Source organism: Micromonospora sp. NPDC023966, assembly GCF_040639095.1.
GTDB lineage: Bacteria > Actinomycetota > Actinomycetes > Mycobacteriales > Micromonosporaceae > Micromonospora.
Window position 1 is genome coordinate 384722 of the sequence record NZ_JBEZZJ010000001.1, and the last position, 17370, is coordinate 402091.

At 73.9% G+C, this 17370-nt stretch carries 17 protein-coding genes; 14 read left to right on the plus strand and 3 right to left on the minus strand.

Annotation, left to right across the window (positions count from 1 at the left end; genetic code table 11):
• Positions 1–13 precede the first annotated feature (13 nt).
• From clpB to AB0F68_RS01895, 14 genes are all read left to right on the plus strand, one after another.
• Complete coding sequence (gene clpB / locus AB0F68_RS01830; protein WP_357332122.1) at positions 14–2605, plus strand: ATP-dependent chaperone ClpB; 2592 nt, start codon at positions 14–16, stop codon at positions 2603–2605.
• A 101-nt stretch (positions 2606–2706) separates the two neighbouring features.
• Positions 2707–3093, plus strand: a complete 387-nt coding sequence (locus AB0F68_RS01835) for a hypothetical protein (protein ID WP_357332124.1) — start codon at positions 2707–2709, stop codon at positions 3091–3093.
• A gap of 83 nt (positions 3094–3176) precedes the next feature.
• The gene (locus AB0F68_RS01840) at positions 3177–3794 is read left to right on the plus strand and encodes a DUF4178 domain-containing protein (protein WP_357332126.1); all 618 of its coding nucleotides are present in this window, start codon (positions 3177–3179) and stop codon (positions 3792–3794) included.
• 1 nt (position 3795) lies between these two features.
• The gene (locus AB0F68_RS01845) at positions 3796–4287 is read left to right on the plus strand and encodes a DUF2617 family protein (RefSeq protein WP_357332128.1); all 492 of its coding nucleotides are present in this window, start codon (positions 3796–3798) and stop codon (positions 4285–4287) included.
• The gene (locus AB0F68_RS01850) at positions 4284–4709 is read left to right on the plus strand and encodes a DUF4247 domain-containing protein (protein ID WP_107077381.1); all 426 of its coding nucleotides are present in this window, start codon (positions 4284–4286) and stop codon (positions 4707–4709) included. Before AB0F68_RS01845 ends, AB0F68_RS01850 begins: the two co-directional genes overlap by 4 nt.
• A 33-nt stretch (positions 4710–4742) precedes the next feature.
• Complete coding sequence (locus AB0F68_RS01855; protein ID WP_357332130.1) at positions 4743–5165, plus strand: DUF350 domain-containing protein; 423 nt, start codon at positions 4743–4745, stop codon at positions 5163–5165.
• Positions 5165–5992 (plus strand): hypothetical protein, encoded by an 828-nt coding sequence (locus tag AB0F68_RS01860; protein ID WP_357332132.1) that lies wholly within the window; start codon positions 5165–5167, stop codon positions 5990–5992. The genes AB0F68_RS01855 and AB0F68_RS01860 overlap by 1 nt, the downstream gene beginning before the upstream one ends.
• Complete coding sequence (locus tag AB0F68_RS01865) at positions 5989–7557, plus strand: polyamine aminopropyltransferase (RefSeq protein ID WP_357332134.1); 1569 nt, start codon at positions 5989–5991, stop codon at positions 7555–7557. Before AB0F68_RS01860 ends, AB0F68_RS01865 begins: the two co-directional genes overlap by 4 nt.
• Positions 7558–7626: 69 nt before the next feature.
• The gene (locus tag AB0F68_RS01870) at positions 7627–8640 is read left to right on the plus strand and encodes a hypothetical protein (RefSeq protein ID WP_357332865.1); all 1014 of its coding nucleotides are present in this window, start codon (positions 7627–7629) and stop codon (positions 8638–8640) included.
• A 111-nt stretch (positions 8641–8751) separates the two neighbouring features.
• Complete coding sequence (locus AB0F68_RS01875) at positions 8752–9534, plus strand: hypothetical protein (protein ID WP_357332137.1); 783 nt, start codon at positions 8752–8754, stop codon at positions 9532–9534.
• A gap of 72 nt (positions 9535–9606) precedes the next feature.
• On the plus strand, positions 9607–10377 hold the full coding sequence (locus tag AB0F68_RS01880; RefSeq protein ID WP_357332139.1) for a hypothetical protein: 771 nt from the start codon (positions 9607–9609) through the stop codon (positions 10375–10377).
• On the plus strand, positions 10374–11183 hold the full coding sequence (locus AB0F68_RS01885; RefSeq protein WP_357332141.1) for an SDR family NAD(P)-dependent oxidoreductase: 810 nt from the start codon (positions 10374–10376) through the stop codon (positions 11181–11183). Before AB0F68_RS01880 ends, AB0F68_RS01885 begins: the two co-directional genes overlap by 4 nt.
• 166 nt (positions 11184–11349) lie before the next feature.
• Positions 11350–11889, plus strand: coding sequence for an orotate phosphoribosyltransferase (gene pyrE / locus AB0F68_RS01890; protein ID WP_355634566.1), 540 nt, complete (start codon positions 11350–11352; stop codon positions 11887–11889).
• A gap of 57 nt (positions 11890–11946) precedes the next feature.
• Positions 11947–12324, plus strand: coding sequence for a metalloregulator ArsR/SmtB family transcription factor (locus AB0F68_RS01895; RefSeq protein WP_007073957.1), 378 nt, complete (start codon positions 11947–11949; stop codon positions 12322–12324).
• A 180-nt stretch (positions 12325–12504) separates the two neighbouring features.
• Here AB0F68_RS01895 and AB0F68_RS01900 read toward each other — a convergent pair whose 3' ends face one another.
• Genes AB0F68_RS01900 through AB0F68_RS01910 form a run of 3 tightly spaced genes read right to left on the minus strand, consistent with a single transcriptional unit; the run spans position 12505 to position 17331 of the window.
• Positions 12505–13344: a DedA family protein gene (locus AB0F68_RS01900; protein ID WP_357332143.1), complete on the minus strand. Its 840-nt coding sequence runs from the start codon at positions 13342–13344 to the stop codon at positions 12505–12507.
• Between the two features lie 22 nt (positions 13345–13366).
• Positions 13367–15889, minus strand: a complete 2523-nt coding sequence (locus AB0F68_RS01905) for a polynucleotide kinase-phosphatase (RefSeq protein WP_357332145.1) — start codon at positions 15887–15889, stop codon at positions 13367–13369.
• Positions 15886–17331: a 3' terminal RNA ribose 2'-O-methyltransferase Hen1 gene (locus AB0F68_RS01910; protein ID WP_357332147.1), complete on the minus strand. Its 1446-nt coding sequence runs from the start codon at positions 17329–17331 to the stop codon at positions 15886–15888. Before AB0F68_RS01910 ends, AB0F68_RS01905 begins: the two co-directional genes overlap by 4 nt.
• Positions 17332–17370: the final 39 nt, after the last annotated feature.

A 17370-nucleotide genomic window follows, 5' to 3' on the forward strand; every position in this document is an offset into this window, starting at 1 on the left:
TCCGGGGGAGCCCATGAACACGGAACGACTCACCACCAAGAGCCGCGAGACCATCACCGGTGCCGTCGCGCTCGCCAACCAGCGCGGCCACGCCACCGTGGAGCCCTGGCACCTGCTGCTGTCGCTGCTCGACACCGAGGGCTCGACCGCCGCCGGCCTGCTGCGCGCCGCCGGGGCCGACCCCGGCGAGCTGCGCCGGGTCGCCGAGCGTTCGGTCGACGCCCTGCCCGCGGCGCGTGGCTCCAGCATCGCCGAGCCCACCCTGGCCCGGGAGTTCGTCAACGCCATCGGCGCCGCCGAGCAGATCGCCCGGCCGCTGGGCGACGACTACACCTCCACCGAGCACCTGCTGGCCGGGCTGGCCCGGGTGGGTGGCGCGGTCTCCGTGGCGCTGCGCAACGCGGGCGCCACCGAGGAGAACCTGGTGGCGGCCTTCCCGACCGTGCGCGGCGGGGACCGGCGGGTCACCACGGCCGACCCGGAGCAGACCTACCAGGCGCTGGCCAAGTACGGCGTCGACCTGACCGCGAGCGCCCGCGAGGGGAAGATCGACCCGGTCATCGGCCGCGACTCGGAGATCCGCCGGGTGATCCAGGTGCTGTCGCGGCGGACCAAGAACAACCCGGTGCTGATCGGCGAGCCGGGCGTCGGCAAGACCGCCATCGTCGAGGGCCTGGCCCAGCGCATCGTCGCCGGTGACGTGCCGGAGTCGCTGCGGGACAAGAAGCTCGTCTCGCTCGACCTCGGCGCGATGGTGGCCGGCGCCCAGTACCGCGGCCAGTTCGAGGAGCGGCTGAAGTCGGTGCTGGAGGAGATCAAGAACTCCGACGGCCAGGTCATCACCTTCCTCGACGAGCTGCACACCGTGGTCGGCGCGGGCAAGGGCGAGGGCTCGATGGACGCGGGCAACATGCTCAAGCCGATGCTGGCCCGCGGCGAGCTGCGGATGGTCGGCGCCACCACGCTGGACGAGTACCGCGAGCACATCGAGAAGGACCCGGCGCTGGAGCGCCGCTTCCAGCCGGTGCTGGTCGGCGAGCCGACCATCGAGGACACCATCGGCATCCTGCGCGGCCTCAAGGAGCGCTACGAGGTGCACCACGGCGTCCGGATCACCGACGCCGCGCTGGTCGCCGCCGCCGCCCTCTCCGACCGCTACATCACCGACCGGTTCCTGCCGGACAAGGCGATCGACCTGGTCGACGAGTCCGCCTCCCGGCTCCGGATGGAGATCGACTCCCGTCCGGTCGAGGTGGACGAGATCGAGCGGGCGGTACGCCGGCTGGAGATCGAGGAGATGGCGCTGGCCAAGGAGCCCGACGCCGCCTCCGCCGAGCGGCTGGCCCGGCTGCGCAAGGAGCTGGCCGACAAGCGCGAGCAGCTCACCGCGCTCTCCGAGCGCTGGCAGCTGGAGAAGAGCCACATCACCAAGCTCTCCACCGCCAAGGAGGAGCTGGAGCGGCTCGGTGGCGAGGCCGAGCGGGCCGAGCGCGACGGCGAGCTGGAGCGCGCCGCCGAGCTGCGCTACGGCCGGATCCCCGCGCTCCAGGCCGAGCTGAAGCAGGCCGAGGAGGAGCTGGCCCGGCTGCAGGCCGACGGCGCGATGCTCAAGGAGGAGGTCGGCGCGGACGACATCGCCGCCGTCGTCGCGTCCTGGACCGGCATCCCGGCCGGCCGGTTGCTGGAGGGCGAGACCGCCAAGCTGCTCCGGATGGAGGAGTCGCTGGGCTCCCGGGTCGTCGGCCAGCCCGAGGCGGTCACCGCGGTGTCCGACGCGGTCCGCCGCGCCCGGGCCGGCGTCGCCGACCCGGACCGCCCGACCGGCAGCTTCCTCTTCCTCGGTCCGACCGGTGTCGGCAAGACCGAGCTGGCCAAGGCGCTCGCCGAGTTCCTCTTCGACGACGAGCGGGCCATGGTCCGCATCGACATGAGCGAGTACGGCGAGAAGCACTCCGTGGCCCGCCTGGTCGGCGCCCCGCCCGGCTACATCGGCTACGAGGAGGGCGGCCAGCTCACCGAGGCGGTGCGCCGCCGGCCGTACTCCGTGATCCTGCTGGACGAGGTGGAGAAGGCCCACCCCGACGTCTTCGACGTGCTGCTCCAGGTGCTCGACGACGGCCGGCTCACCGACGGACAGGGTCGCACCGTGGACTTCCGCAACGCGATCCTGATCCTCACCTCGAACCTGGGGTCGTCGGTGATCAGCGACCTGACGCTGGCCGAGGAGCAGCGCCGGGAGGGCGTCCTGGCGGTGGTCCGGTCGCACTTCAAGCCGGAGTTCCTCAACCGCCTCGACGACATCGTGGTGTTCGCCGCCCTCCAGGGCGAGGACCTGCGGGCCATCGTCGACATCCAGCTCGACCGGATGCGGAAGCGGCTCGCCGACCGCCGGCTCGGCCTGGACATCACCGACGCGGCCCGCACCTGGCTCGCCGAGCACGGGTACGACCCGATCTACGGCGCCCGCCCGCTGCGCCGGCTGGTGCAGTCGGCGATCGGCGACCAGCTCGCCAAGGCGCTGCTGGCCGGCCGGATCCGCGACGGCGACACGGTGCGGGTCGACCTGGCCGACACCAAGGACGCCCTGTCCGTCACCGCCGCCTGACCACCTCCCCGGCCCGGCCGGCCCTCCGCGGGGCCCGGCCGGGCCGATCCTCTTCTTGATCGGAAGGGTCGACGGCGGCCGGCCAGGGCAATAGTGAGGACATGTTGGGGATCGGGAAGAAGGACCGGGAGTTGGATGCGGCCGCCGAGGAACTCGCCCGGGCGGACACGCTCGCCTTCGGCGGGGTGGGGATCGCCGGGCAGATCCTGCCGGCCACCGACGCGTACCGGCACGTGGAGCGGGCCCTGCGGGAGCAACCCGAGGCGGCCCGGAAGAAGGTCGACCGGCTGCTGAAGCACGGGTCGCCGGCCGGGAAGGCGTACGCGGCCACGCTGCTGGAGACGGCCGACCCGGCGGCGGGGCGGGCCGCCTGGGAGCGGCTGCGCGCCGACGACGGCGAGTTCACCACGTTCAGCGGCTGCATCATGGGCCGCGCCACCCTGCGCGAGTACGCCGCCGAACGCCTCGCCGGCCCTGACGGTAGCTGACCGGTCACTCAACGAACGCCACTTCGGCGCGCGTGCGCCGGGTTGTTACCGTCACCGCCGATGCACCTTGGGGGGAGACGGCCGTGAACGGTTCGCTGGCGTACGTGGTGACCACGCTGGGATGCCTGGTCGGGGTGGCCGGCGTGGTGATCGCCGTGATCGCGCTGCGCAGGGCCCGGTCCGCGCCACGTCCGAAGGCCGCCCCCGGCGACCCGTTCCGGGACCGGGACGCCGACGCGCTGCGCGGCGACCCGCGCGCGCTCAAGCCCGGCGACATCGTGGAGATCCGCGGAGTGCCCTACACCGTGCGCGGCTCGGTGCACCTGGTCGAGGGCGGCTGGAGCTGGGCGGAGCACCTGCTCGACGACGCCGGCGGGGTGAAGCGCTGGCTCTCCGTCGAGTCGGAGCCCGACCTGGAGCTGGTGCTCTGGACCAGCGAGCCGTCGGCCACCGTCACCCCGGGCGCGCCGACCCTGGAGATCGCCGGGCGCCGCTACAACTGGGACGAGTCCGGGCAGGCGAAGTACACCGCCACCGAGGGCACCGGCCTCGACCCGCGCGGCACCATGCGCTACCACGACTACCAGGCGCCCGGCGGGGCCCGGCTCTCCTTCGAGGCGTACGGAGAGGCCGGCTGGGAGGTGAACCTCGGCGAGCAGGTGCACCGCGCCGAGGTGATGATCTACCCGCAGGGCGGCTGACGTGCTCGTCGCCCTGGAGGCCCCGTACGTCGACACCCGCGCCGCCGACCTGAGCCTGGCCCTCGGCGGCCCCGAGCGTCCCGCCCTGCACGTGCGCGAGCTGACCCTGCCCGGCGGGCTGCGGCTGGGGCTGCGCCTGCTCGGCGCCTCGCATCAGGTGGTCTGCGGCGACCTCACCGAGACGGTCGCCTGCCTGCCCGGCCGTCCCCCGCACCTGCCGGACGCCCTGCACGACGAGACCGCCGGCTACCGGTTCACCGCCACGGTGCTCCGCCCGGCGGGCGACGGCCTGCGCACCCGGGTCGCCGCGCTCCGCGCCGACCTGGCCGACGACCCGTACGCGCTGGTCGGTGTCTTTCCCGGCGACGAGGACGCGGTCACCGCGCTCGCCTTCCGCCCCGACCCGCCGGACGGCTCGGTGGCCTGGCGTACCTGGCACGCGTATCCCCAGACGAACGAACTGGTCCTGACCGAGACGGTGGTGCTGCTGTGACGTACCGACGTTGGTTCGTGGTGGGGGTGGCGTTCGCCGTCATCGGCGCCGTGGTCGCCGCCTTCGCGATCTTCTACGGCAACTTCTCGCCCCGCGGCTACGTGGAGGACCGCTACACCCGGGCCACCAGCCGGGACCTCGGCTCCGACGCGATCGCGTACACGTCGAACCGGACGCCGAGCCAGGTGTCGAAGGAGATCACCGACGCCTGGCAGCCGGCCGACCAGTACGTCGACGGCAGCGGGGTCTACCTGCGCTATGACGACGACTCGGTGGTGATCCTGCCGCTCGCCGCCGGTTCGGTGATCCTGCTGGAGCGGATGACCACCGCCTACCCCCGCTACCACTCCCGGGTGGGCAGCCACTGGGGCTGGGGGCGGGGCAGCACGGTCCGTGGCGGCGGCCCCGGCTCCGGCAAGTGACCTGACCCCTCCCGACGAATTCTGGAGTCCCCTGTGCAGACCCTGGTCACCGATCTGCTCGTCACGCTCGCCTACGGTGTGGTCGGCGTGGCCCTGATGGCCGTCGGCTACGTGCTGGTCGAAGTCACCACCCCCGGCAAGCTGCACGAGCTGATCTGGTCGGAGCGCAACCGCAACGCCGCGCTGCTGCTCGCCTCGAACCTGGCCGGCGTCGGCATCATCGTGGTCGCGGCGATCGCCGCCAGCGCGGACGACTTCGCGCTCGGTCTGGTCGGCGCGGCCGCCTACGGCATCCTCGGGCTGGTCATCATGGCCGCGTCGTTCCTGCTGCTGGACATGGCCACCCCGGGCAAGCTCGGAGAGCTCCTGGTCGACCCGGAGCCGCACCCCGCGGTGTGGGTCTCCGCCGTCGTGCACCTCGCGACGGGGGCGATCATCGCCGCCGCGATCAGCTGATGGCGCCCGGCAAGCCGGCGGCCAGGAAGAAGACCGCCGCCTGGGCCGTCTGGCTGACCATCGGCCTGGTCGTCGCCGGCTGCGTCGCGGCCGGGGTGCTCAGCAACGACGGGGACACTGCGGTGCCGGCCCCGGCCGCCGACGAGCGGGCCGACAGCGTGGCGATCCTCCAGCGCACCAGCGCCGAACAGGGCCTCTGCTACGGCTGGGAGCTGGTGGACTACTACGACTACGGCGCCCCGCTGAACGTCGGTTCGAACCTGGGCGACGGGGTGGCGGTCGAGGAGAACTCGAGCTGTCCGCGCTGGGTGCAGGTGACGGCCAACATCGGCTACGTCTCGGAGAGCAGCGAGAGCAACGACTTCGCCCGGATCCAGGTGACCGGCTCCCCGGACATCGACGCCGCGGACCTCCGCCAGGTCGAGCGCGGGCTGGAGCGGCTCGGGCTCACCGAGGACGTCTTCGTCGACGACCCTGGCTGGGCGGTCACCCGGGCCGCGGTCATGCTGCCGCTGCTCGCCGTCGAGGCCGGTCTGGCCGAGCCGGCCGACGCCCCGGTCCCGGTGGCGGCCAACCCGTCCCCGCTGCCCGACGCCGGCAGCGACTACCTGCGGGACCGGTGGGGCTGGCTCCTCGCCACCCTCGGGCTGCTCCTGCTCGCCGCGCTCTTCGTCACCGTGGGCGTGGTGCAGCGCCGCCGGACGACCGCGCCGGGTCGCGGCGCGGCGCCGGACGCGCCGAGCCGGAGTGGTGGTGAGCGCCGGGCGGCCGCGCCCGCGCAGCCCGCCGGGGCGGGCGAGGCCCGGCGTACCCGGGAGAAGTCATGAGCGTCGACGCACCCGCACGGCCGCGGTGGCGCCCGGCCCGCGCGGCGGTCCTGCTCGCGGTCTTCGTCTGCGCGGCCTGCGGCCTGGTGTACGAGCTGGCCCTGGTCGCGCTCGGCAGCTACCTGATCGGCGACACGGTCGGTCAGGCGTCGATCGTGCTCGGTGTGATGGTCTTCGCGATGGGCGTAGGCGCGCTGGTCGCGAAGCCGTTGCAGTCCCGGGCGGCGGCCGCGTTCGCCGCGATCGAGCTGAGCCTGGCCCTGCTCGGCGGCCTCTCGGTGCTCGGCCTCTACGCCGCGTTCGCCTGGCTGGACCTCTACGGGCCGGCGCTGGTCGGCACCGCGTTCGTGCTCGGCCTGCTGATCGGCGCCGAGATCCCGCTGCTCATGGTGCTGCTGCAACGGATCCGCAAGCAGTCCGCGGGCAGCGCCGTGGCCGACCTCTTCGCGGCCGACTACGTCGGCGCGCTGCTCGGCGGGCTGGCCTTTCCGTTCCTGCTGCTGCCGGTCTTCGGCCAGCTCAAGGGCGCCCTCGTGGTGGGCGCGGTGAACGCCGTCGCCGGCCTGGCCCTGGTCTGCACGGTCTTCCGCGCCGACCTCGGCTGCCGGGCCCGGGTCGGGCTCGCCGCCGGCTCCGTCGTGGTCGCCCTCTGCCTGGGGTACGCCTGGGTCACCGCGCACGACTTCGAGGTGACCGCGCGGCAGCAGCTCTACCGCGACCCGGTGGTGCACGCCGAGCGCAGCCGCTACCAGGAGATCGTGCTGACCCGGTCGGTGCGCGAGGTCGGCCACGCCGACACCGACCTGCGGCTGTTCCTCAACGGCGACCTCCAGTTCAGCTCGATCGACGAGTACCGCTACCACGAGTCGCTGGTCCATCCGGCGATGCGCGGGCCGCACGGCAACGTGTTGGTCCTCGGCGCGGGGGACGGGCTGGCGCTGCGGGAGATCCTCAAGTACCCGGACGTGCGCGGGGTGACCCTCGTCGACCTCGACCCGGCCGTGGTGCGGCTGGCCCGATCCGAGCCGCAGTTGCGGGAGCTCAACCACCACTCGCTCGCCGACCCCCGGGTGCGGGTGCTCAACGTCGACGCGTTCGGCTGGCTGCGGACCGCCACGGAACGCTTCGACGTGGTCGTCGCCGACCTGCCGGACCCGGACGAGACGGCCACCGCCAAGCTCTACACGGTCGAGTTCTACGCGCTGATCCGGCCGGTGCTCGCCCCCGGCGGGCGGCTCGTGGTGCAGTCCGGCTCGCCGTACTTCGCGCCCCGGTCCTACTGGTCGATCGAGCGGTCGATCCGGGAGGCGGGCTTCGCCACCGTGCCGTACCACGTGGACGTGCCGAGCTTCGGCGACTGGGGGTTCGTGCTCGCCGCGCCGGGCGGAACGCCACCCGCGCTGGGGCTGCCCGCCGACGCGCCGCCGCTGCGCTTCCTCACCCCGTCAGTGCTCGCGGCGGCGGCCACCTTCCCTGCCGACCGGGCCCGGCTGGACGTGCCCGCCTCCACGCTGTTGCAGCCCAGGGTGCTGGAGTACGCCCGCGCGGAGTGGCGCGGCTACTAGTTTCGGGACATGCCGCCCGGATCGCCCCGCCGCCGATGGAGACCGGGGCTCGACTGGTTGCGCCGCCGGGTGCCGACCAGGGCGCTCGACGCGGCGGCGTACCTCCAGGCGTTCGTGCTCTCCGGCGTGGTCACCGTGCTGGCCCTGCGGGCGTATCTCCAGGCCACCGGGTTCCCGCAGCTCGGCGGCGGTGGGCTGCACGTCGCCCACGTGCTCTGGGGCGGCCTGCTGCTGGCGGTCGGGCTGGGGGTCGCGATGGTCTTCCTCGGCGGTGGTCCGCGCACCGCCGGGGCGATCATCGGCGGGATCGGCTTCGGGCTGTTCATCGACGAGGTGGGCAAGTTCGTCACCGCCCGCACCGACTACTTCTACGCCCCGGCCGCCGGCATCATCTACGGCGCGTTCGCCCTGCTCGTGGTGCTCACCCAGGCGGTCCGCGGCCGGACCGGCCGGACCCGGCTGACCCCGGCGGAGCGCACCGCGAACGCCCTCGACCTGGTGCTCAGCGGGCTGCCCGGCGGGCTCACCGACCGACGGCGGATCGCCGCGCTGCGCCTGGTGCAGGGCACCGGGCCGACCACCGAGGCGGCCATGGTCCAACTGCTCGACGCCGTGCCCCGGCGCGAGCCGCCCCCCGTCCGGTTCTGGCAACGCGCGGCGGACCGGGCCCGCCGCCTCGCCGCGTGGGCGGCCGCCCGGCGCTGGCTGGTCTGGCCGGTGGTCGTCTACCTGGTGGTCGAGCCGGTGGGGACCGTGATCGCGGTGGCCGTCGACGGGGTCACCGGCGAGCTGGACCAGCAGCGGGAGTGGGGCGCGGTGCTCGGCACCTCGGTCGCCGCGTTGATCACCGCCGTGCTCAGCGTCCGGGCGGCGTGGCTGCTGCACCGGAACCGGACCGGCGCCTTCGGCCTGTTCAAGCTGGCCCTGCTGGTCGACCTGCTCTTCGGTCAGATCTTCAACTTCACGGTCAACCAGTTCGGCGCGGTCTTCGCGGTCGCGCTCGACCTCGCTCTGCTCGGCGTGGTGACCGCCGAGCACCGCCGGTTGCGCCGAGCGGCTCCGTCGTCGGGTTTCCCCCGCTGATCCGGCCGGTGCGCGTCCGGCTGCGGCGCGCCGCCGACGACGACTTCAACGGGCGGCATCGATGGGTCGGGGCCGATACTGTGTGGGCCCGATCTAGAGAAGGAGAGAGTCATGACCGATTCCTCCCCGGCGCCGGGCCGCGCGCGTCCGGGCGTGGTGGCGGCGTCCTCCTATCTGTTGCTGCTCTTCGCGCTCACCCAGTTGATCGCTCTGATCGCGACCATCGCCGTCAGCAGCCGGCTGCGAGAGGGCTTCGAGCGGGCGTACGAGGGCACGACGACGGGTGCTCAGGACGTCGGCACGATCGTGGTCGCGTTCACCATCGGCACCGCCGCCCTGCTGTTCGTCCTCGCCCTGTGCCTGGTCGTCCTGTCCCTGTTCAACAACCGCGGCAACAACGGCACCCGGATCACCACCTGGGTGCTGGGCGGCATTCTCATCTGCTGCCTCGGGGGCAGCCTGATCAGCGGCGCCACCGGAGCCGTCGGTGGCAACGCCGGGCGCGACGGCCCCTCCGGTGAGGAGATCCGGCGCAGCCTCGACGAGGCCCTGCCGTCCTGGTTCGGGCCGGTGAACACGGTGCTCGGTGTGGTCGGGCTGGTCTCGCTGCTGGCCGCCCTGATCCTGCTGGCGTTGCCGAAGGCCAACGAGTTCTTCCGCAAGCCGAAGCAGGCCTGGGAGCCGCCGGTCCCGGGTGCCGCCTACCCGGCGGAGCCGGGCTACCCGCAGAACCCGGCCTACCCGACCACGCCCGGCTACCCGGGCCAGCCCGCTCCGGGGCAGCCGGGACAGCCGGCCCCCGGACAGCCGGGGCAGCCGGGGCAGCCGGGGCCGGCCGGCCGGCCGCCGGAGTCCGGCGAGCGCCGGGAGGGCGAGCCGCCATCGGGAAGTTGACGTCCGGATAAGAGCGACGCCGACGATCCCTCCGAGTAGGTTGCAACCCGACGCCTACCGGAGGGATCTGTCGTGTCGTACCCCCATCAGGCCCCGCCCCGCCGGCCCGGCGCGGTGGTCTCGGCGGCGGCGCTGCTGCTGCTGATGGCGGTCGGCGCCGTGGCGTACGCGGTCGCCAACCTGCTGGTCACGGCGGGCACGGTGGACCGGTTCCGGGCGGCGGCGCGGCCGACCGGCGCGGGCGGCGGCGAGATCGACGGGGTGGCGGCGCTGCTGCGCGGCTCCACGGTGCTCTCCGCCGTGCTCGGCGTGCTGGTCGCGCTGCTGCTGGTCGGGCTCGGCCTCGGCCTGCTCTCCGGCCGCGCCGGCGCGCGGGTTGCCACCTGGGTGGTCGCCGGGCTGGGCCTGTTCTGCGGCTGCTGCGGCCTGGCGGTGCTGGTCGGGCAGCGGGCCGCCCCGCTCCGGCTCGGCGCCGATGACCGGGTCACCGCCGACCTGCTGGCCCGGGTCGGAGACGCCTACCCGGGCTGGTGGATCCCGGTGAACGCGGCGCTGTCGGTGGCGCAGATCCTCGGCTACCTGGTGGTGGCCGCCCTACTCACCCTGCCCGCGGCCGGCGCCTTCTTCCACCGCCGCCCGCCGCGCCCGCCGGCCGGGCCGAGGCCGCCGGCCGGGCCGGTCCCGGCCGGTCCGGGTTACGCGTCGGCCGCGCCGGCCTACGGGCACCCCTCGCCCTGGGCGCCGCCAGCCGGCCCGATGTCGGCTCCGCCGCCGGCCGGCACACCCCCCACCCCGCCGTCGGCTCCGCCCGGGCCGACCCCACCCCCCGAGGAACGCCCGTGACCGACGCAGCATCCCCCTCCCCGCGCCGGGCCCTGATCACCGGCGCCAGCCTGGGCATCGGCGAGGCGTTCGCCCGTCGGCTCGCCGCCGACGGCTGGGACCTCGTCCTGGTGGCCCGGGACGCGGCCCGGCTCGACGCCCTGGCGGCCGAGCTGACCGACCGGCACGGCCACCGCGTCGAGACCGTCGCCGCGGATCTGTCCACGGACGACGGCTGCGCCGCGGTCGAAGGCCGGCTGACCGCCGAGCCGCCGGTGGAGCTGTTGGTGAACAACGCGGGGATCAGCCTCAACACCCCGTTCGTCCGGTCGGCCGTCGCGGACGAGGCACGGCTGGTCCGGCTCAACGTGCTGGCCGTGCTCCGGCTGACCCACGCGGCCCTCGGTCCGATGATCGAGCGTGGCCACGGGGCAGTGATAAATGTCTCTTCCGTCGCGGGTTTCGGTGTCCCCATGCCGGGATCGACCTACTCGGCCAGCAAAGCCTGGGTGACGAATTTCAGTGAATCGATCGGTCAGTCCGTGGCCCCGCTCGGCGTCCGCGTGATGGCGCTCTGCCCCGGCTACACCCGCACCGGCTACCACGAGCGGGCCGGCATCGACATGTCGCGTACACCGGCGTGGATGTGGCTGCGGACCGAGGACGTGGTCGACGAAGGCCTGCGTGACCTGCGGAAAGGCAAGCTGGTCAGCGTGCCGAGCTGGAAGTACAAGCTGGCCGTGGCGGGGCTGCGGCACGCGCCCCGGCGGCTGCTGCGCGGCGTCTCCCGGGACACCCGCGGCCGGGTCGGCCGGGCCGGCCACTGACCGCGGGCCGGCCCGGCGGGCGTCCCGCCGCCGGCACGCCCGCGCGCTGACCGGGTTGGACGGTCGCACAGCGTAGTCGGACATCGCCACCCGTCGGTCGCCCGCAGGGCTGACCCGGGTGGGCCCCACGCCCGCCTCCCAGACTTGCGAAGTACCCTCTATCGCCATGGGGGACCACGACGACCTGCGTAAATTCATCACTGACCTGGCCGTGGTCCATGGCCGGGTGGTGCTCTCGTCAGGTCGGGAGGCGGACTGGTACGTGGATCTGCGTCGCGTCACGCTCCATCACCGGGCGGCACCGTTGATCGGCCGGGTGATGCGGGACCTCACCGCCGACTGGGCGTACGACGCGGTGGGCGGCCTGACCCTCGGGGCCGACCCGGTGGCCACCGCGATGCTGCACGCCTCGGCCGGAACCGATCGCCCGCTGGACGCCTTCGTGGTCCGCAAGGCGGGCAAGGCGCACGGCCTGCAGCGACGGATCGAGGGCCCGGACGTCGCCGGGCGCCGGGTGCTGGCGGTCGAGGACACCTCGACCACGGGCGGCAGCGTGTTGACCGCTGTCGAGGCATTGCGCGAGGCCGGGGCCGAGGTGGTCGGTGTGGCGGTTATTGTTGATCGAGGCGCCGGCGACGCGGTGCGAGCCGCCGGACTGCCTTATCGGGCGGCCTATACGTTGGCTGACCTCGGCCTTGTGGCGTAAAAGTTTGCCGATTCGGATCTGCTGATATGCAGGCGGATCGATGCTGCTGGTGGAAGGATGGAATACGTGGGAACTGCGTTGGCTGAAATGACCATGCCTCAGATCTCGCCGCTTGCCGGCGAGCCGATCGAACGTGCCGATGCCGAGCGGCTCGCGGGGGTCCTCAAGGCCCTCGCCGACCCCGCCCGGCTGCGGCTGCTCAGCCTGATCCAGTCGGCTCCCGAGGGGGAGGCGTGCGTGTGTGACCTCACCGCGCCGCTCGGCCTCTCGCAGCCGACGGTCAGCCACCACCTGCGCATCCTCACCGAGGCCGGCTTGCTGGAGCGGGAGAAGCGCGGTGTCTGGGCGTACTACCGGCTGGTGCCGACCGCGATCGCGACGATCGCGGATCTGCTCACCCCGCCGCGGAAGCGGGCCACCAAGAAGGCCCGCTGAATCCGGACGTGTCCGAGCGTTGGGTGGCCGCCTCCTCGGGGTGCGGCGACGGGTGGCGTGCCAGGGGTGGCGTCACCATCGGACGGTGACGGCTGTCCGTCATCCGTACCACCCGCAGGTCGACAGGTCGTAGTCGAAGGCCGGTCCCCGAGAGGGGGCCGGCCTTCGGTGTGTCCGGGGTCAGCGGCGGTGCTGGCCGCCGCGCCGGTGCTGGTCGTCGTCACCGTCGACCGCGTCCCGGACCGCCTCCGCGGCGCCGGCGGCGGTGGCCGCGGCGACCACCGCGACCGCCTCGCCACGCTTGCGCGCCCGCCGGTCGCGGAGGAACTCGAAGAAGATCGGCAGCACCGAGATCAGGACGATCAGCGCGACCACCGGCAGGATGTACCGGTCGATCTTGTCGCCGATGGCGTTGTAGATCTGGTCGGCCAGCAGGTAGCCGATCAGCAGGATGCCGTCCACCCAGAGGACCGCCCCGACCACGTTCCACAGGAGGAACTGCCGGGCCGGCATGCCGAGCACCCCGGCCACCGGGTTGAGGAAGGTCCGCACGATCGGGATGAACCGGGCCAGCACCACGGCCTTCGCCGGGCCGAACTTCTGGAAGTAGTACTCGGCCTTCTCCACGTACTCCCGCTTGAACAGCCGGGAGTTGGGGCGGTCGAACATCCGCTTGCCGTAGCGCGCGCCGAGCCAGTGCCCGAGCTGGGCGCCGGCGATCGCGCAGAGCGGGCCGCCGATCAGCAGCCCGGCCAGCGACAGCCGGGTGCCGCTGCCGAAGATCGCGTCGGCCACCGGCGAGGCGGCCACCCCGGCAAGGAAAAGCAGCGAGTCGCCCGGGAAGAAGAACCCGACCAGCAGGCCGGTCTCGGCGAAGAGGATCGCCCAGACGCCGATCATCCCGAAGGTGTGGATGAGGTCCTTCGGATCGAGCGGGTTCAGGGCCACGCTCTCGGAGAGCACCCGCGTCTTCTCTGCTGTGTCCACGGCCACAAAGGGTACCCGGGCCCGGTCCGGCACCGCGCCGGACCGGGCGGACGGGTCACAGCCGTGGGTCGACCGGCTCGGACTCGCAGGCGAGGATGGCGAACACCAGCTCGTGGCGCCGCCAGAGCGGGGCGTCGTCGGCCAGCGCGTCCAGGGCGGCCAGGCCCAGCGCGTGCTCGTGCAGGGCCAGCCCGCGCTTGCGCCCCAGCGACCGCTTACGCAGCGCGGTGAGCTGCCCCGGCCCGGTGTACCCGGGACCGTAGATGATCCGCAGGTACTCCCGGCCCCGGCACTTGATCCCCGGCTGGAGCAGCGAACCCTTCGGCGAGCGGGCGGCCAGCCCGGCGTACGGCTTGACCACCATGCCCTCCCCGCCGGCCGCGGTCAGCGACAGCCACCAGTCGGTCGCCGCGGCCACCGCCGCCTCGTCGGCCAGGTCGACCACCTGCCGGCGAGTCGGCGTGAAGAACTCCGGGTCGGCGGCGCAGAGCCGGTCGGCCAGCGCCAGGTGCCAGCCGTGGTCGCGGTCGGCATAGCTCGCCCCGGCCCCGGCCAGCACGGCGAACGGCGCCAGCGTCACTCCGCGCAGCCCGTCGGTCGGCCCCACGTACGCCCGGTAGGCCGCCGAGTATGCCTCGACCTCGTCCGCCCGGTCGGCCATCCGGCCGCGCAGCTCACCCACCGGCAGGCCACGCCCGGCGGCGGCGTCCAGCATGCCGAGCACCGCCGGCAGGGCCGCCCGGCCGGCCGCGCCGACCCCGGCGTACTGCTCGCGGATCAGCCCGCCCGCCTTCGCCGACCAGGGCAACAGCTCGCAGTCGAGGAGCAGCCAGTCGGTGTCCAGCTCGGCCCAGAGGCCGGCCGCGGTGACCGCCGCGCGGACCCGGGCCAGCAGCTCCCCGTCCAGCGGCGGCCCGAAGAACGGCCGGCCGGTGCGGGTGTGCACCGCCCCGCCGGCGAACCGCCCCGGCTCCCGCTCCACCAGCACCACGGCCCGCGAGCCCATGTGCTTCTCCTCGCAGACCACCCGGTCGACGCCGGCCGCCCGGTAGTCGGCGAACGCCTGAGCCGGGTGCTCCAGGAAAGCCTCGACCGTCGAGGTAGAGCAGGGCGCCATGGTCGGCGGCAGCCAGACCAGCCGGCCCGGGTCGAGCGCGTAGCGGCTCATCACCTCCAGCGCGGCGGCCGCGTTCTCGGCCGGCACGGTCAGCGTCCCGTACGCGTGCGCGAGATGCCGCCGACCGGTCACATCGGCCAGGTCGAGCACGGTGTCCGGCCGCGCCGGCGCGGGTGCGACCAGCGGGCGGGCCGGTGCGTACCACTCCTTGACCGCCGGGACGGCGACCAGCTCCTTCTCCGGGTAGCGCAGCGCGGTGAGCTTCCCGCCGAAGACGCACCCGGTGTCCAGGCAGATGGTGTTGTTCACCCACTCCGGCTCCGGGGTCGGGGTCGGGGTGTGGCCGTAGACGACCATGGCCGAGCCCCGGTAGTCGCGCGCCCACGGGTAGCGCACCGGAAGGCCGTACTCGTCGGTCTCGCCGGTGGTCTCCCCGTAGAGCGCGAACGACCGCACCCGGCCGGACGCCCTTCCGTGGTAGGCCTCCTTGAGGCCGGCGTGCGCCACCACCAGCCGGCCGCCGTCCAGCACGTAGTGGCTGACCAGGCCGTCGATGAAGGCCGCCGTCTCGGCCACGAACTCCGCCGGCTCCGCCTCCAGCTGCGCCATCGTCTCGGCCAGGCCGTGGGTGAGCCGCACGTCCCGGCCGCGCAGCTTGCGCAGCAGCTTCTGCTCGTGGTTGCCCGGCACGCAGATCGCGTGGCCGGCCGCCACCATGCCCATGACCAGGCGCAGCACCCCGGGAGAGTCCGGGCCGCGGTCGACCAGGTCACCGACGAAGACCGCGGTACGCCCCGACGGGTGCACCGCGTCCACTGGGCGGCCCGCGTCGTCGCGGTGCAGTGACCAGCCCAGCCGGAGCAGCAGCGCCTCCAGTTCCTCGCGGCAGCCGTGCACGTCGCCGACGACGTCGAACGGACCGGTCAGCTCGCGCCGGTCGTTGAACAGCCGCTCGTAACGGACCTCGGCGGCCTCGATCTCCTCGACACCGCGCAGCACGTGCACCTTGCGGAAGCCCTCCCGGGCCAGCCGCCCGTACGACTGCCGCAGGTCGCGCTGCATCCGGGTGAGCACCTGCCGGCCGTGCGTCCGGTCGACCCGGGCCTGCGTACGCTCCCAGGCCACCGCCTCCGGCACGTCCAGCACGACCGCCACCGGCAGCACGTCGTGCTCCCGGGCCACCTTGACCAGCGCGGCCCGGGCGTGCGGCTGGAGGTTGGTCGCGTCGACCACGGTGAGCCGGCCCCGGCGCAGGCGGATCCCGGCCACGTGGTGCAGCGCGTCGAACGCGTCACCGGAGGCGGACTGGTCGTTCTCGTCGTCGGCCACCATCCCGCGGAAGGTGTCCGAGGAGAGCACCTGGCTGGGCCGGAAGTGCCGGCGGGCGAACGTCGACTTGCCGGAGCCGGAGACGCCGACCAGCGCCACCAGAGCGAGTTCGGGAATGTCCAGGACGGTCATCGGGTCGTCTCCTCCTTCCGGGTGTTGGTGTCCGTGCTGGTCAGGACGGCGAGCTGGGTCGGGGCGCCCACCTCCGGGTCCTCGTCGCCGATCCCACCGATCCTGGCGGTGTAGCCGTACGCCGTCGCCACCCGGTCGACCCAGCCGGCGAACTCGGCCCGGGTCCACTCGAAGCGGTGGTCGGCGTGCCGGAACCGGCCCGCCCCCAGCCCCTCGTAGCGGACGTTGTACTCGACGTTCGGCGTGGTCACCACGACCGTGCCGGGCCGGGCGTGACCGAACACCGCGTCCTCCAGGGCCGGCAGCCGCGGCGGGTCGAGGTGCTCGACCACCTCCATGAGCACCGCCGCGTCGTAGCCGCGTAGCCGGTCGTCCCGGTAGGTCAGCGCCGACTGCCAGAGCCGGATCCGGTCCCGCTGCCGCTCCGGCAGCCGGTCCAGCCGCAGCCGCCGGGCGGCCAGGGTGAGCGCCTGGCTGGACACGTCGGTGCCGACGACCTCGGTGAACCGCCGGTCGGCGACCAGCGCGGTCAGCAGTGCGCCGCCCCCGCAGCCCAGGTCCAGCACCCGGGACGCCCCGCTGTCGCGCAGCGCGGCCAGCACCGCCTCGCGCCGGCGTACCGCCAGCGAGGCCCGGGGCGCCTCGGCGGGCTGCTCGATCTCGACGCTGTCGTCGGCGGCCGGCTCGTCGGCGAGGCGCAGCTCGGCCAGGCGGGCCAGCGCCGCCCCGGCGAGGGCGCGCCGGTGCGCCAGGTAGCGGCGGGTGATCAGACCCCGTTCCGGGTGGGCGGCCAGCCAGCCGGCGCCGGCCCGGAGCAGCTTGTCCACCTCGTCCGGGGCCACCCAGTAGTGCTTGGCGTCGTCCAGCACCGGCAGCAGCACGTAGAGGTGGTTGAGCGCGTCGGCGAGCCGCAGCGTCCCGGTGAGCGTCAGGTCGACGTAGCGGCTGTCACCCCACTCCGGGTACGCCTCGTCCAGCGGGATCGGGGTGGCCGTCACGGTCCAGCCGAGCGGGCCGAACACCCGCGCGGCCAGGTCGGCGCCGCCCCGGCAGCGCAGCACGGGCACCCGCACCTCCAGCGGGATGGCGGTGGCGGCCAGCTCCGGGCGGTCCCGGGACTCGCCGCGCAGGGCCGAGCGGAACACCTTGGCCAGCGCCGAGGAGAGCAGGCTGGACGCCGCGTACGGGCGATCGTTGACGTACTGCCCGAGGGTGAAGCTGTCCGGGGTGGCCGCCTGCCGGCGGCCCCGGCCGCCGCCCAGCTTGAGCGGGTCGACCTCGACCAGCAGCGCCGCCGTGCACCGCGCCTCGTCCGCCTCGGGGTAGAGCACGTGCGCGGCGCCGGCGGGCAGGTCGAAACTCTGCACGCGGTCCGGGTGCTTGACGAGGAGGTGGCCGAGGTCGGTGGCGGGGCGGTGGGTCGTGGTCAGGGTCAGCAGCACCCGTCGATGGTGTCAGCTCCGGCGATCTTGCGTCGTCCG

Coding starts and splice junctions, on each gene's coding strand:
- clpB (WP_357332122.1), top strand. CDS start 14: ATGAACACGGAACGACTCACCACCAAGAGCCGCGAGACCATCACCGGT.
- AB0F68_RS01835 (WP_357332124.1), top strand. CDS start 2,707: ATGTTGGGGATCGGGAAGAAGGACCGGGAGTTGGATGCGGCCGCCGAG.
- AB0F68_RS01860 (WP_357332132.1), top strand. CDS start 5,165: ATGGCGCCCGGCAAGCCGGCGGCCAGGAAGAAGACCGCCGCCTGGGCC.
- AB0F68_RS01865 (WP_357332134.1), top strand. CDS start 5,989: ATGAGCGTCGACGCACCCGCACGGCCGCGGTGGCGCCCGGCCCGCGCG.
- AB0F68_RS01875 (WP_357332137.1), top strand. CDS start 8,752: ATGACCGATTCCTCCCCGGCGCCGGGCCGCGCGCGTCCGGGCGTGGTG.
- pyrE (WP_355634566.1), top strand. CDS start 11,350: ATGGGGGACCACGACGACCTGCGTAAATTCATCACTGACCTGGCCGTG.
- AB0F68_RS01895 (WP_007073957.1), top strand. CDS start 11,947: ATGGAATACGTGGGAACTGCGTTGGCTGAAATGACCATGCCTCAGATC.
- AB0F68_RS01905 (WP_357332145.1), bottom strand. CDS start 15,889: ATGACCGTCCTGGACATTCCCGAACTCGCTCTGGTGGCGCTGGTCGGC.